The following is a 14,145-nucleotide window of genomic DNA, read 5'->3' on the forward strand; positions in this document are numbered from 1 at the left end:
ACTCCGGGGGCAGCGGGCTCGGATACCCGGGCATCGGCGGCGGGGGGCCGCCGTAGGCGGGAACCTGCTCGATCGGCGGGGGCTCGTAGCCACCGGGCGGCGGACCTTCGTCCCGGTTCTGGGGCTTTTCCCCAGGGCTGCCACCCGCAGCTGTCATGCTGTCAACCTAGCCTAGGCACGACGGGGGCGCGCCGATCACCGACCGGCCGTCGACCGATGAAGGAGAACAGCACGATGACCAGTCCGTTCCCGCCGTCGCAGAACCCGGGTGCGCTCCCGGGGTCGCCGCGCCGGGGTCCGCTGGGCTTACCGACGCCGCCGAAGGGGTGGCCGGTCGGTTCCTATCCCACCTACGCCGAAGCGCAGAAAGCGGTCGACTTCCTCTCCGATCAGCAGTTCCCGGTCCAGCAGGTGACCATCGTCGGAGTCGACCTGATGCAGGTCGAGCGGGTGACCGGGCGGCTGACGTGGCCGAAGGTCCTCGGCGGCGGCATGCTCACCGGCGCCTGGTTGGGCATCTTCATCGGCCTGGTGCTCGGATTCTTCAGCCCCAACCCCGGTCAGTCGCTGGCGGTGGGTGTGATCGCGGGCATCGTGTTCGGTCTGATCACCTCGTCGATCCCCTACGCGATGTCCAAGGGCACCCGGGATTTCAGCTCGACCATGCAGCTGGTGGCCGGCCGCTACGACGTGCTGTGCGACCCGCAGAACGCCGAACAGGCGCGGGACCTGTTGTCCCGCCTGACGATCTAGCGCATGCGTCGCCACACCGGCCGCGCCGGCCGTTCGCTCGCCGCCGCCCTGACCGTCGCGACGGTTGCCTCGGTGGTGTCGGCCTGCGGGTCGGCCAGCGCCGGAACAGTGGTGAGCCTCTACACCCCGGCCAGCGAAACCGCGACCTTCACCGCGGTGGCCAAGCGGTGCAATGACGAACTGGGCGGGCGGTTCACCATCGAGCAGCGCAGCCTGCCCAAGGGCGCCGACGATCAGCGCCTGCAGCTGGCCCGCCGGCTGACCGGCAACGACCGCACGCTGGACATCATGGCGCTGGACGTGGTGTGGACGGCCGAGTTCGCCGAGGCCGGCTGGGCGCTGCCGCTGTCCGACGACCCGGCCGGGCAGGCCGAGGCCGACGCCGTCACCGACACCCTGCCCGGGCCGCTGGAGACCGCGCGCTGGCAGGGCAGGCTGTTCGCCGCGCCGGTGACGACCAACACCCAGCTGCTCTGGTACCGCCCGGACCTGGTGGATCCGCCGCCGTCGACGTGGGACGGCATGCTCGCGGAGGCCAACCGGCTGCACGCCGCCGGCGGGCCGGGCTGGATCGCCGTGCAGGCCAAGCAGTACGAGGGCCTGGTGGTGTGGTTCAACACCCTGCTGGAGAGCGCCGGTGGCCGGGTGCTCTCCGAGGACGGCAAGACCGTCACCCTGACCGACACCCCCGAGCACCGCGCGGCCACCGTGAAGGCGCTGGAGATCATCAAGTCGGTGGCCACCGCGCCCGGCGCGGACCCGTCGATCACCCAGACCGACGAGGGCACCGCGCGACTGGCGCTCGAACAGGGTAAGGCGGCGCTGGAGGTGAACTGGCCGTTCGTGTTCGCCTCGATGCTGGAGAACTCGGTGAAGGGCGGCGTGCCGTTCCTGCCGCTGAACACCCGGCCCGAACTGGCGGGTGCCATCAACGACGTGGGGACGTTCTCGCCCACCGACGAGCAGTTCGAGATCGCCTTCGACGCCAGCCGGGAGGTGTTCGCCTTCGCGCCCTACCCCGGTGTCCTCGCGGGGCAGGGCGCCCGGGTGACGCTCGGCGGGCTGAACCTGGCGGTAGCCGCCACCACCCGCCATCGCGCGGAGGCCTTCGAGGCGGTCCGCTGCATCCGCAGCGAGACCAACCAGCGCTACACCTCGATCGAGGGCGGGCTGCCCGCGGTGCGGGCGTCGCTCTATGACGACCCGGACTTTCAGAAGAAGTACCCCCAGTACGCGATCATCCGCGACCAGTTGACCACCGCGGCGGTGCGACCCGCCACGCCCAACTATCAGGCCATGTCGACGCGGATCTCGGCGACCCTGGCACCGATCACCGGCATCGACCCGGAACGCACCGCCGACGAACTCGCCGTCGAAGTGCGCAAGGCGATCGAGGGCAGGGGGCTGATCCCGTGACTTCGACCCCGGTCCGAGGCCAGGACCACCGGTCGCAGCGGCGCCTGGCCCACCTGCTGATCGCCCCCGCGGTCGTGCTGATGCTCGCGGTCACCGCCTACCCAATCGGCTACGCGGTGTGGCTCAGTCTGCACCGCTACAACCTGGCCAGCCCCGCCGACACCAGCTTTATCGGGCTGGCGAACTATCAGACGATCCTGACCGACAAGTATTGGTGGACAGCATTTTTCGTGACGCTGGTCATCACCGTCATCTCGGTGGCCATCGAATTCGCCCTCGGCCTGGCCCTGGCACTGGTCATGCACCGGACCCTCTTCGGCAAGGCGGCGGTGCGGACCGCGATCCTGATCCCGTACGGCATCGTCACGGTGGCCGCCTCCTACAGCTGGTACTACGCGTGGACGCCCGGCACCGGGTACCTGGCCAACCTGTTGCCCGAGGGCACGGCGCCGCTGACCGAGCAGATACCGTCACTGGCCGTGGTGATCCTCGCCGAGGTGTGGAAGACCACGCCGTTCATGGCGCTGCTGCTGCTGGCGGGGCTGGCCTTGGTGCCGAATGATCTGCTTCGCGCCGCCGAGGTCGACGGCGCGGGTGCGTGGACCCGGCTGACCCGCGTGATCATCCCGCTGATCAAGCCGGCCATCCTGGTGGCCCTGCTGTTCCGCACCCTGGATGCGTTCCGCATCTTCGACAACATCTATGTGCTGACCGGCGGGTCCAACGACACCGGTTCGGTGTCGATCTTGGGCTATGACAACCTGTTCAAGGCGTTCAACATCGGTCTCGGGTCGGCGATCAGCGTGCTGGTGTTCGGCTGCGTGGCGGTGATCGCCTTCATCTACATCAAACTCTTCGGGGCGGCCGCCCCCGGAGCCGACGAAGAGGTGCGCTGATGGCCCGGCGCGCGGGCTTCTGGGCGGTGGTCAACATCGCGGTGGTGATCTACGCGCTGCTGCCGGTGCTGTGGATCCTGAGTCTCTCGCTCAAGCCCACCTCGGCGGTCAAGGACGGCAAACTCATCCCGTCGTCGTTCACCCTGGACAACTACCGGGGGATCTTCAAAGGCGACGTCTTCAGTTCGGCGCTGATCAACTCCATCGGCATCGGGCTGATCACCACCGCCATCGCGGTGACCATCGGCGGAATGGCCGCCTACGCCGTGGCGCGACTGGAGTTCGGCGGCAAACGCCTGCTCATCGGTGCCGCTCTGCTGATCGCGATGTTCCCGCAGATCTCACTGATCACGCCGCTGTTCAACATCGAACGCCGCATCGGGCTGTTCGACACCTGGCCGGGCCTGATCATCCCCTACATCACGTTCGCGCTGCCGCTGGCGATCTACACGCTCTCGGCTTTCTTCCGCGAGATCCCCTGGGATCTCGAGCGTGCCGCCAAGATCGACGGTGCCACGCCCGGACAGGCCTTCCGGCGGGTGATCGCCCCGCTGGCCGCACCCGGGATCGTGACCGCCGCGATCCTGGTGTTCATCTTCGCGTGGAACGACCTGCTGCTCGCGCTGTCGCTGACGGCGACCAAGGCGGCCATCACCGCTCCGGTCGCGATCGCCAACTTCACTGGCAGTTCCCAGTTCGAGGAGCCGACCGGGTCAATCGCGGCGGGCGCGATGGTGATCACCATCCCGATCATCCTCTTCGTGCTCATCTTCCAACGACGGATCGTCGCCGGCCTCACCTCCGGCGCGGTGAAAGGGTAGGCGGGGTATATGGCCGAGATTGTTCTGGAGCACGTGACCAAGCAGTACCCGGACGGCGCGACGCCGGTGCGCGACATCAGCCTCACCATCGCCGACGGCGAGTTCGTCATCCTGGTCGGCCCGTCGGGTTGCGGCAAGTCGACCACACTGAACATGATCGCGGGCCTGGAGGAGATCAGCTCGGGGGAGTTGCGGATCGACGGCGAGCGGGTCAACGAGAAGGCGCCGCGTGACCGGGACATCGCGATGGTCTTCCAGTCCTACGCGCTGTACCCGCACATGACCGTGCGGCAGAACATCGCCTTCCCGCTGACGCTGGCCAAGATGGCGAAAAGCGAGATCGCGGCGAAGGTCGAGGACACCGCCAGGATCCTTGACCTGACCGAACTGCTGGACCGCAAACCCGCCCAGCTCTCCGGCGGGCAGCGTCAGCGGGTCGCGATGGGTCGGGCGATCGTGCGCAATCCCAAGGCGTTTCTGATGGATGAGCCGCTGAGCAATCTCGACGCCAAGCTGCGGGTGCAGATGCGCGGTGAGATCGCCAGCTTGCAGCACCGGCTGGGGACCACCACCGTCTACGTCACCCACGACCAGACTGAGGCGATGACCCTCGGCGACCGGGTGGTGGTGCTCCGCGCCGGGGAGGTCCAGCAGATCGGCACCCCTGATGAGCTCTACGCCACGCCGGTGAATCTGTTCGTCGCGGGGTTCATCGGCTCGCCGTCGATGAACTTCTTCCAGGCGGCCGCGACCGACATCGGCTTCCGGTTGCCGTTCGGCGAGGTGCCGCTGACCGGTGAGGCGCTCGCGGCGATCTCCGCGCACACCGGCCCGGCCGGCCTGATCGTCGGCGCCCGGCCCGAGCAGTTCGAGGACGCGGCGCTGATCGACGGTTTCCAGCGCATCCGCGCCCTGACCTTCGGGGTCAAAGTCGACCTCGTGGAATCGCTGGGCGCCGACAAGTACGTCTACTTCACCGCGCCCGGAGCCGGGGTCCGCTCACCGGAGCTGGCCGAACTCGCCGCCGAATCGGGAAGCTGGTCTGGATCCGGGGAGAGCCGCTTCGTCGCTCGCGTTTCGGCCGAGTCGAAGGCCGCGGTCGGCCAGACCGTCGAGTTGGCGCTCGACACCACCGACCTGCACGTCTTCGACGCCGCGAGCGGGCTGAACCTGATCCGCTGAGGGCCCCGGTGCCGGGCCGGCTACAGCCAGTTGTTGCGGCGGAACCGGAAGTACATGAAGCTGCACACCGACGCCATCAGCAGCAGCACCCCGGGGTAGCCCCAGGTTGAGGACAGTTCGGGCATGCGCTCGAAGTTCATGCCGTAGATGCCCGCGATCATGGTCGGTACCGCGGCGATCGCCACCCAGGCGGAGATCTTGCGCATGTCCTGGTTCTGCTGCAGTTCGACTCTGGCCAGCGCCGCGTGCACCAGCGAGGTGAGCATCTCGTCGTTGCTGACGATCAGGTCGGCGGCGTGGCTCTGGTGGTCGGCCACGTCGCGCATGTATCGCAGGATTTCCTTGGGCAGCAGCCCCTGGTAGTCGTTCTGCATCTTCGCGAAGGCGTCGGTGAGCGGCCACACCGCGTTGCGCAGCTCCACCACTTCGCGCTTGAGCAGATAGATCGGCTCGACTGGGGTCTTCTCCTGCGGTGAGAACGTCGCGTGTTCGATGTCATCGATGTCGCGCTCCATCAGCTGGGTGACTTCCAGGTAGCTGTCCACGACATGATCGGCGATCGCGTGCATGACCGCGTACGGTCCCAGGAGGAGCTGGTTGCGCTGAGCCTCGAGGTGGCGGCGGACGCCGGCCAGGCCGGTGTGGTCGCCGTGGCGGACCGTGACGACGAAATCGGGTCCGACGAACACCATGATCTCCCCGGTCTCGACGATCTCGCGGGCCAGTTCGACCGAGTCGTGGGGCACGTAGGTGACCGTCTTGAGGACCAGGAACAGGGTGTCGTCATAGCGCTCAAGCTTGGGGCGCTGGTGGGCGTGCACGGCGTCCTCGACGGCCAGCTCGTGCAACCCGAACACGTCGGCGACCGCGTGCATCTGGTTCTCGTCGGGCTCGTGCAACCCGATCCAGACGAAGGACTGCACGCCGTCGCGCTCCAGTTCGCGCACCTTGGCCAGCGCCGCGGCGTGGGTGTACTTGCCCGGCAGGCGGGCGCCCTCGCTGTAGACGGCGCAGTCGACGATCACCCGCGCGACCGGGACGGGGATGCGCTTGGGCTCGGGGTCGGCCACCCGCATCGCACTCGGCAGAGGGTTCACCGCGCGAAACTGCATGAGGCTCTCCTGGAGGACGGGGACTGTGCCGGACTGTGCCCGCGCCCAATGCTACGCGGAATGACCGGCGCTGAAAGGGGTCTCCGGACGTGCAGTTCCGGGCCGGACACCCCGGTCCGGGCGGCGTGCGCTAGTTTCGGAACCCGACGTCACCCGCCCCGAAGGAGCACCCCGTGAGCAAGACCCCCTTCAAGGTTGCGGTCACCGGCGCCGCCGGGCAGATCTGCTACAGCCTGCTCTTCCGGCTGGCCAGCGGAGCGCTGCTCGGCCCGGACCGCCCCATCGAACTGCGACTGCTCGAGATCGAGCCCGCGCTCAAGGCGCTCGAGGGTGTGGTGATGGAACTGGACGACTGCGCCTTCCCGCAGCTGGCCGGGGTGCAGATCGGGTCGGACCCCACCAAGATCTTCGACGGCGTCGGACTGGCCCTACTGGTCGGCGCGCGGCCGCGCGGACCCGGGATGGAACGCAGCGATCTGCTCGAGGCCAACGGCGCGATCTTCACCGCGCAGGGCAAGGCGCTCAACGAGGTGGCCGCCGACGATGTTCGCATCGGGGTGACCGGCAACCCGGCCAACACCAACGCCCTGATCGCCATGAGCAACGCCCCCGACATCCCCCGCGAGCGGTTCTCCGCGCTCACCCGCCTCGACCACAACCGGGCGGTCTCCCAGGTGGCCATGAAGGCCGGCGTGGCCGTCACCGAGGTCAAGAAGATGACGATCTGGGGCAACCACTCCGCCACCCAGTACCCCGATCTGTTCCACGCCGAGATCGGCGGCAAGAACGCGGCGAAGGTCATCGGCGACCAGGCCTGGGTAGAGGACTACTTCATCCCGACCGTCGCCAAGCGCGGGGCGGCGATCATCGATGCGCGCGGCGCCTCGTCGGCCGCCTCAGCGGCGTCGGCGACCATCGACGCCGCGCGCGACTGGCTGTTCGGATCGGCCAAGGGCGACTGGGTGTCGATGGCTGTGGCTTCCGACGGGTCCTACGGCGTTCCCGCCGGCCTGGTGTCGTCGTTCCCGGTCATCACGGATAAGGGCAACTGGTCGATCGTCGAGGGTTTGACGATCGACGAATTCTCCCGCGGCCGCATCGACGCCTCGACCGCGGAGCTGGCCGACGAGCGCGAAGCGGTCACCAAGCTCGGGCTGATCTGAGATGCCCGGCGTCGACGACGTGACCGCAGAGGTCACCGACGAGGCGATCTTCGCGGCCCACGCGGGCGGCAAGTTGCGGGTGGACTCGAAGGTGCCGCTGGACACCCAACGCGCCCTGTCGATCGCCTACACCCCGGGCGTGGCGCAGGTCTGCCGGGCGATCTACGCCGACCGCACCTTGGCGGCCCGCTACACCTGGGCCAACCGCCTCGTGGCGGTGGTCAGCGACGGCACCGCGGTGCTGGGGCTGGGCGACATCGGCCCGGTGGCCTCGCTGCCCGTCATGGAAGGCAAGAGCGCGCTGCTCAAGGCGTTCGCCGACCTCGACGCGATCCCCATCGTTCTCGACACCAAGGACCCCGATGAGATCGTCGACACCCTGGTGCGGCTGCGCCCCACCTTCGGAGCGGTGATCCTCGAGGACATCTCCGCACCGCGCTGCTTCGAGATCGAGAACCGCGTCATTGATGCCCTGGACTGCCCGGTGATGCACGACGACCAGCACGGCACCGCGATCGTGGTGCTGGCCGCCCTGCTAGGGGCGAGCACCCTGCAAGGCCGCGACCTGAGCACGCTGAAAATGGTCATCTCCGGTGCCGGTGCGGCCGGAGTCGCCTGCGCGAACATCCTGCAGGGCAGCGGGCTCAAGGACATCACGGTGCTCGACTCGCGCGGGATCGTGCACAGCAATCGTCACGACCTCAACCCGGTGAAGGCCGAACTGGCGAGCCGGACAAACCCCGAGGGCCGCACCGGCGGGCTGGCCGAGGCACTCGCCGGCGCGGATGTGTTCCTTGGAGTGTCGGCCGGGGTGGTGCCCGAGGAGCTCGTCGCCTCGATGGCGCCGGACTGCGTGGTGTTCGCGCTGTCGAATCCGACGCCGGAGATCCACCCGGACGCCGCCCGGCGCCACGCCGCGATCGTCGCCACCGGCCGCAGTGACTTCCCCAACCAGATCAACAACGTGCTGGCCTTCCCGGGGGTCTTCCGGGGTGCGCTGGACGCCGGCGCCCGCCGGATCACCGAGGAGATGAAGGTGGCCGCGGCCGAGGCGATTGTCGCCGTCGTCGGCGACGAGTTGGCCGCCGACCACATCGTGCCCAGTCCGCTGGACCCACGGGTCTGCCCGGCGGTCGCGGCCGCGGTGGCCGCCGCCGCGGAGGTGTGAACACGGTCCGCGCGCTGCTGGCGGCGATCGCGGTTTTCGCCGCGGCGTGCGGTTCGCCGGATCGCGGCCCGTCGCTCGCGGTGGGTGCGACCGCCGACCCGGAAAGCACGCTGCTGGCCCAGGTCTACGCGGCCGGTCTGCGCAACTACGGGACAGCCGTGCGCATCGAGACCTACGCCTCGGCAGACGAGGCGCTGCGCGCTCTCGACGCCGGAGCCGTCACCGTGGTGCCGGGCTTCACCGGCCGGTTCTTGCAGCGCTTCGACCCCGAGTCGACCGCGCGGTCGGCCGCGCAGGTGTACCGGGCCCTGCTCGGGTCGCTGCCGGAGGGTATCTCGGCCAGCGACTACGCGCTGGCGGCCGAGGACAAACCCGCGCTGGCCGTCACCGGTGCGACCGCCACGGCCTGGGCGAGCCGGGACCTCACGGCGCTGGTGCGCAAATGCGCGGGCCTGACCGTCGGAGCGGTCGCCGGCCACGCCCCGGTGTCGGCCGTGGGTGACTGCACGCTGCCCCCGCCGCGCGAATTCGGCTCCGGCCCCGCGCTGTTCGACGCTCTGCGGGCCGGTACGGTGACGGCCGCCTGGACCAGCACCGCCGACACCGACATACCGGGCGGCGTCGTGGTGCTGGTGGATCGAAAGCCCGCCCTGATCCCGGCGCAGAACGTCGTCGCGCTCTACCGGCGCAACGAGATGGGCATGCTGCAACTGCGGGCCGCCAACGAGATCGCCGGCGTGCTGGACACCGCCTCCCTGGCGGGCATGCTGCGCGAAGTCGAGAACGGCGCCGACCCGCAGGGTGTCGCGGAGCAATGGCTGGCCGCCAACCCGCTGGCCGACTGATTCAGCGGGTGGGCGGCAGCAGCCGCTCGGAGAGCGCCACCATGATCCGCTGGTATCCCGAGCCGGTGGCGCGCACCACCAGATCGAAGATCTTGGCATCAGTGCCCACCAGCACCCGCGCCTTGTTCTTGGCCACCCCGTCGAGGATGATCTGCGCCGCCTTCTCCGGTGAGGTGCGGGCGAGCTTGCGGTCGAAGGTGTTGGCGAACTCCGTCGCGTCGATGCCCTCCGCGGTGGTGGCGTTGCGGGCGATCGCCGTCTTGACGCCGCCGGGGTGCACCGTGGTGACCTTGACGGGACGGCGAGCCAGGATCATCTCCTGGCGCAGCGCCTCGGTGAACCCCCGCACGGCGAACTTCGCCGAGTTGTAGGCTGCCTGGCCGGGCACCGCAAAGAGCCCGAAGACGCTGGAGATGTTGATGATGTGGCCGTCGCCGGAGGCGATCAGGTGCGGCAGGAAGGCTTTGGTGCCGTTGACCACGCCCCAGTAGTCCACGTCCATCACCCGTTCGATGTCCTTGAACTGGCTGATCTCGACGTCTCCGGTGAAGGCGATTCCGGCGTTGTTGTAGATCTGGTTGACTTTTCCGAAGTGGTCTCTCACGGCGTCGGCGTACAGCAGCACCGTCTCGCGTTCGGTGACGTCGATCCGGTCGGTTTTGACCGGCGCCCCGATCGCCTTGAGCCGATCCTCGGTGACCGCGAGCCCCTCGGTGTCGACGTCGCTGATCGCCACCGACGCCCCGGAGCGGCCGAGTTCGACGGCCAGTGCCTGGCCGATACCCGAACCTGCCCCGGTGACCGCGGCCACTTTGCCGGCGAAGCCCTGCATGCAGGTGAGGCTATCAGCGTCTCATTCGCCGGACGTAACGCCGGGGGTCGGGCCTACGATGTGCTGACTATGACGTTTCGCACTGGGACTTGTGCCGGCGCCCTGACGGCTGGCCTGGTCGCCGCCGCCCTGGCCGCCGCCGCCCCCGCCGCGGCCGACACCGACGTCCTGACCGACGTGCTGTCGGTGCTCGACGGCAGCGACTCCGTCGCCCTCGGGCGGTCGCTCTGCCCGCTGTTGGCCGCACGCAGCCAGAACACCGCCGACATCGTCGCCAAGGTCGCCGAAGCCGCTGGCCGGCCGATCGGCCTGGCCCCGCTGTTCGCCGGGGCGGCGGTGTCCAATCTGTGCCCGCGGGTGATCGACGAGATCAGCGGCTAGGTCGGCTCAGGGCGCGAACGCCTCGTCGATGATCTCCCGCTGCTCGACGGCGTGCACCTTCGAGGATCCCGAGGACGGTGCCGACATCGCGCGGCGCGAGATTCGTTTGATGCCGGTCAGCTTGTCGGGCAGCAGCTCGGGCAGTTCCAGCCCGAACGTCGGCCAGGCGCCCTGGTTGGCCGGCTCCTCCTGCACCCAGCAGAACTGCGCCGCGTTGGGGTAGCTGTCCAGGGTCTCGACCAGCCGGCGTACGGGCAGCGGGGCCAGCTGTTCGATGCGCACGATCCCGACGTCGTCGCGCTGGTCTTTCTCCTTGCGCTCGGCGAGTTCGTAGTAGATCTTGCCGCTGGTCAATAAAATCCGGGTGACCTTGTCGCGATCACCCTCGCCGTCGGTGAAGGTGGGTTCTTCGAGCACCGAGCTGAAGCGCCGCTCGGTGAAGTCGCGCAACTCGCTCACGGCGGCTTTGTTGCGCAGCATCGACTTCGGGGTGAATACGATCAGCGGGCGGTGGACCCCGTCGAGTCCGTGACGGCGCAGCAGGTGGAAGTAGTTGGCCGGAGTCGACGGCAGGGCGATCGTCATCGACCCCTCGGCCCACAGCTGCAGGAAACGTTCGATGCGCGCCGAGGTGTGGTCGGGTCCCTGGCCCTCGTGGCCGTGTGGCAGGAGCAGCACGACGTCGGAGAGCTGGCCCCACTTGGCTTCCCCGGAGCTGATGAACTCATCGATGATCGACTGCGCACCGTTGACGAAGTCGCCGAACTGGGCCTCCCACAGCACGATCGCCTCGGGGTTGCCCACCGAGTAGCCGTACTCGAAGCCCACCGCGGCGTACTCCGACAGCGGCGAGTCATACACCAGCAGCCTGCCGGCGGAGGGTGTGCCGTCGGGGTTGACGGTCAGCAGCTGCAGCGGGGTGAACTCCGCTCCGGTCAGTCGGTCGATGATGACGGCGTGGCGCTGGGTGAACGTGCCGCGGCGGGTGTCCTGGCCGGAGAGTCTGATCAGCTTGCCCTCGGCCAGGAAGGTGCCCAGCGCCAGCAGTTCGGCGAAGGCCCAGTCCACCTTGCCCTCGTAGGCCATCTCGCGGCGCTTCTCCAGCACCGGCTTGACCCGGGGATGCACGCTGAACCCCTCGGGCAGCGCGAGGTGGGCATCGCCGATGCGCGCCAGCAGCGACTTGTCCACCGCGGTGTTCATCCCGAGCGGCCGCATCTGCGCGGCCTCCACCGACTCGCTGGGCTCGGCCTCGTGCTTCTCCAGTTCGCGGACCTCGTTGAAGACCTGTTCGAGTTGGCCCTGGTAGTCGCGCAGCGCGTCCTCGGCCTCCTTGGTCGAGATGTCGCCGCGGCCGATCAGATCCTCGGTGTAGGTCTTGCGTACCCCGCGCTTGTCGTCGATGACGTCGTACATCGCCGGGTTGGTCATCGACGGGTCGTCGCCTTCGTTGTGCCCGCGGCGGCGGTAGCACAGCATGTCGATGACGACGTCCTTGTTGAAACGCTGCCGGAAGTCCACGGCCAGCCGTGCCACCCACGCGCAGGCCTCCGGGTCGTCGCCGTTGACATGGAAGATCGGCGCACCGACCATCTTCGCGACGTCGGTGCAGTACTCGGTCGACCTCGAGTTCTCCGGTGCGGTGGTGAACCCGATCTGGTTGTTGACCACGATGTGAATCGTTCCGCCGGTGCGATAGCCGCGCAGCAGGGACAGGTTCAGCGTCTCGGCCACCACGCCCTGCCCGGCGAAGGCGGCGTCGCCGTGCAGCATCAGCGGCACGACGGCGAATCGGGGTTCGCCCTCGCCATCGATCAGGTCCTGCTTGGCCCGCACCAGACCTTCCAGCACCGGATCGACGGCCTCCAGGTGCGAGGGGTTGGCCACCAGTGACACTTCGATGTCGTTGTCGCCGAACATCTGGATGTAGGTGCCCTGCGCACCCAGGTGGTATTTGACGTCTCCCGAACCGTGCGCCTCAGACGGATCGAGGTTGCCCTCGAACTCACGGAAGATCTGCGAGTAGGGCTTGCCGACGATGTTGGCGAGTACGTTGAGCCGACCGCGGTGCGGCATGCCGATGACGACCTCGTCGAGGGAGTGCTCGGCGCTCTGGTCGATGACCGCGTCCATCATCGGAATGACTGCCTCCGCGCCCTCCAGTGAGAACCGCTTCTGCCCGACGTATTTGGTCTGCAGGAACGCCTCGAAGGCTTCGGCGGCGTTCAGCTTGCTCAAGATGTACTTCTGCTGTGAGACGCTCGGCTTGTCGTGTTTGACCTCGATGCGTTCCTGTAGCCACTTCTGCTGCTCGGGCTCGAGGATGTGGGTGTACTCCACCCCGATGTGGCGGCAGTAGGCGTCGCGCAGTACCGAGAGCACGTCGCGCAGCTTCTTGTGCTGCTTGCCGGCAAAGCCGTCGACCTTGAACTCGCGGTCCAGATCCCACAGGGTCAGGCCGTGGCTGGCAACGTCGAGGTCGGGGTGCATGCGGAAGCGGTTGCGGTCCAGTCGCAACGGGTCGATGTCGGCCATCAGGTGACCGCGGCTGCGGTAGGCCGCGATCAGCTCGAGCACCCGGGCGTTCTTGTCGGCGATCGGGTCGGGGTTGTCGGTGCGCCAGCGCACCGGCTCGTAGGGCACGCCCATCTCGAAGAAGATCTCGTCCCAGAAATCGTCGGCGAGCAGCAGCTGGTGGATGGTGCGCAGGAAGTCGCCGGACTCCGCACCCTGGATGATGCGGTGGTCGTAGGTCGAGGTGAGGGTGATCAGCTTGCCGATGCCGAGGTCGGCGATGCGCTCCTCGCTGGCACCCTGGAACTCCGCCGGGAACTCCATGGCGCCGGCGCCGATGATCGCGCCCTGTCCGGCCATCAGCCGCGGCACCGAATGCACCGTCCCCAGTGTTCCCGGGTTGGTCAGCGAGATCGTCACCCCGGCGAAGTCCTCGGCGGTGAGCTTGCCGTCGCGCGCCCGGCGCACGATGTCCTCGTAGGCGGTGACGAACCGCCCGAAGGGCAGCGATTCGCACCCTTTGATCGCGGCGACGACCAGGGAGCGTTTGCCGTCCTTGCCCGGCAGGTCGATGGCCAGGCCGAGATTGGTGTGGGCCGGGGTGACGCTGTTGGGTTTGCCGTCGATCACCTCGTAGTGGCGGTTCATGTTCGGGAACTTCTTGACCGCCTGCACGATCGCGTACCCCAGCAGGTGGGTGAAGGAGATCTTGCCGCCGCGGTTGCGGGTGAGGTGGTTGTTGATGACCGTCCGGTTGTCGATCATCAGCTTGGCCGGCATGGCCCGCACGCTGGTGGCCGTCGGAATCTCCAGCGAGGCGTTCATGTTCTTGACTACGGCCGCGGCGGCACCGCGCAGCACCTGGGTCGCGTCGCCGGTTTCGGCCGGTGCTTCGGCGGGCGGCGGCGCAGCCGAAGCCACCGGGGCAACCGGAGGCGGCGGCGGGGAGACCCTGGTGTTCCTGGAAGCGACGACGGTGTTCGTCCTGGCGGTCGCCGAGGTGCACGGCATCCCGCTGGAGCAGCGCGAACGCCGCCGCGCCCTGGTGCTGGGGGTGCTGGT

At 68.4% G+C, this 14,145-nt stretch carries 12 protein-coding genes; 9 read left to right on the plus strand and 3 right to left on the minus strand.

The annotated features are described in order from the left end of the window. Positions 1-234 precede the first annotated feature (234 nt). The 5 genes from ACKOB8_RS12895 to ACKOB8_RS12915 are packed head-to-tail and all read left to right on the plus strand — an operon-like array spanning position 235 to position 5,068. Positions 235-753: a general stress protein gene (locus tag ACKOB8_RS12895; protein ID WP_526377837.1), complete on the plus strand. Its 519-nt coding sequence runs from the start codon at positions 235-237 to the stop codon at positions 751-753. 3 nt (positions 754-756) lie between these two features. Further along, the gene (locus ACKOB8_RS12900; RefSeq protein WP_526377839.1) at positions 757-2,169 is read left to right on the plus strand and encodes an ABC transporter substrate-binding protein; all 1,413 of its coding nucleotides are present in this window, start codon (positions 757-759) and stop codon (positions 2,167-2,169) included. Continuing rightward, on the plus strand, positions 2,166-3,065 hold the full coding sequence (locus tag ACKOB8_RS12905) for a carbohydrate ABC transporter permease (RefSeq protein ID WP_526377841.1): 900 nt from the start codon (positions 2,166-2,168) through the stop codon (positions 3,063-3,065). Before ACKOB8_RS12900 ends, ACKOB8_RS12905 begins: the two co-directional genes overlap by 4 nt. Then, a complete protein-coding gene (locus tag ACKOB8_RS12910) occupies positions 3,062-3,886 on the plus strand; it encodes a carbohydrate ABC transporter permease (RefSeq protein WP_526377859.1) in 825 nt (274 codons plus the stop codon). Before ACKOB8_RS12905 ends, ACKOB8_RS12910 begins: the two co-directional genes overlap by 4 nt. A 9-nt stretch (positions 3,887-3,895) precedes the next feature. Then, positions 3,896-5,068 carry an ABC transporter ATP-binding protein gene (locus ACKOB8_RS12915; protein WP_526377843.1) on the plus strand — a complete coding sequence of 391 codons (1,173 nt, stop codon included), beginning with the start codon at positions 3,896-3,898 and terminating at the stop codon, positions 5,066-5,068. A 20-nt stretch (positions 5,069-5,088) separates the two neighbouring features. Here the strand turns inward: ACKOB8_RS12915 and ACKOB8_RS12920 are convergent, their stop codons facing one another. Further along, positions 5,089-6,180, minus strand: a complete 1,092-nt coding sequence (locus tag ACKOB8_RS12920; protein ID WP_526377845.1) for a magnesium and cobalt transport protein CorA — start codon at positions 6,178-6,180, stop codon at positions 5,089-5,091. A 173-nt stretch (positions 6,181-6,353) separates the two neighbouring features. Here ACKOB8_RS12920 and ACKOB8_RS12925 point away from each other — a divergent pair, with 173 nt between their 5' ends. The 3 genes from ACKOB8_RS12925 to ACKOB8_RS12935 are packed head-to-tail and all read left to right on the plus strand — an operon-like array spanning position 6,354 to position 9,356. Further along, positions 6,354-7,343 carry a malate dehydrogenase gene (locus tag ACKOB8_RS12925; RefSeq protein ID WP_526377847.1) on the plus strand — a complete coding sequence of 330 codons (990 nt, stop codon included), beginning with the start codon at positions 6,354-6,356 and terminating at the stop codon, positions 7,341-7,343. A 1-nt stretch (position 7,344) separates the two neighbouring features. After that, on the plus strand, positions 7,345-8,511 hold the full coding sequence (locus ACKOB8_RS12930; protein WP_526377849.1) for an NAD(P)-dependent malic enzyme: 1,167 nt from the start codon (positions 7,345-7,347) through the stop codon (positions 8,509-8,511). Next, on the plus strand, positions 8,508-9,356 hold the full coding sequence (locus ACKOB8_RS12935) for a glycine betaine ABC transporter substrate-binding protein (protein ID WP_526377851.1): 849 nt from the start codon (positions 8,508-8,510) through the stop codon (positions 9,354-9,356). The genes ACKOB8_RS12930 and ACKOB8_RS12935 overlap by 4 nt, the downstream gene beginning before the upstream one ends. A 1-nt stretch (position 9,357) precedes the next feature. On the opposite strand, the gene ACKOB8_RS12940 is transcribed toward ACKOB8_RS12935, so the two are convergent. After that, positions 9,358-10,188 (minus strand): SDR family NAD(P)-dependent oxidoreductase, encoded by an 831-nt coding sequence (locus tag ACKOB8_RS12940; protein ID WP_526377853.1) that lies wholly within the window; start codon positions 10,186-10,188, stop codon positions 9,358-9,360. Between the two features lie 69 nt (positions 10,189-10,257). On the opposite strand from ACKOB8_RS12940, the gene ACKOB8_RS12945 reads away from it, so the two are divergent. Continuing rightward, a complete protein-coding gene (locus ACKOB8_RS12945) occupies positions 10,258-10,569 on the plus strand; it encodes a DUF732 domain-containing protein (RefSeq protein ID WP_526377855.1) in 312 nt (103 codons plus the stop codon). Positions 10,570-10,575: 6 nt separating this feature from the next. Here ACKOB8_RS12945 and ACKOB8_RS12950 read toward each other — a convergent pair. Next, on the minus strand, positions 10,576-14,145 hold a 3,570-nt coding region (locus tag ACKOB8_RS12950; RefSeq protein WP_526377857.1), incomplete at its 5' end, for a multifunctional oxoglutarate decarboxylase/oxoglutarate dehydrogenase thiamine pyrophosphate-binding subunit/dihydrolipoyllysine-residue succinyltransferase subunit.

This window comes from Mycobacterium sp. (assembly GCF_046091765.1).
Taxonomy (GTDB): domain Bacteria; phylum Actinomycetota; class Actinomycetes; order Mycobacteriales; family Mycobacteriaceae; genus Mycobacterium.

Bases quoted from the DNA above. Each gene is read 5' to 3' on its own strand.
- ACKOB8_RS12895 (WP_526377837.1), top strand. From the start codon at position 235: ATGACCAGTCCGTTCCCGCCGTCGCAGAACCCGGGTGCGCTCCCGGGG.
- ACKOB8_RS12900 (WP_526377839.1), top strand. From the start codon at position 757: ATGCGTCGCCACACCGGCCGCGCCGGCCGTTCGCTCGCCGCCGCCCTG.
- ACKOB8_RS12915 (WP_526377843.1), top strand. From the start codon at position 3,896: ATGGCCGAGATTGTTCTGGAGCACGTGACCAAGCAGTACCCGGACGGC.
- ACKOB8_RS12920 (WP_526377845.1), bottom strand. From the start codon at position 6,180: ATGCAGTTTCGCGCGGTGAACCCTCTGCCGAGTGCGATGCGGGTGGCC.
- ACKOB8_RS12930 (WP_526377849.1), top strand. From the start codon at position 7,345: ATGCCCGGCGTCGACGACGTGACCGCAGAGGTCACCGACGAGGCGATC.
- ACKOB8_RS12940 (WP_526377853.1), bottom strand. From the start codon at position 10,188: ATGCAGGGCTTCGCCGGCAAAGTGGCCGCGGTCACCGGGGCAGGTTCG.
- ACKOB8_RS12945 (WP_526377855.1), top strand. From the start codon at position 10,258: ATGACGTTTCGCACTGGGACTTGTGCCGGCGCCCTGACGGCTGGCCTG.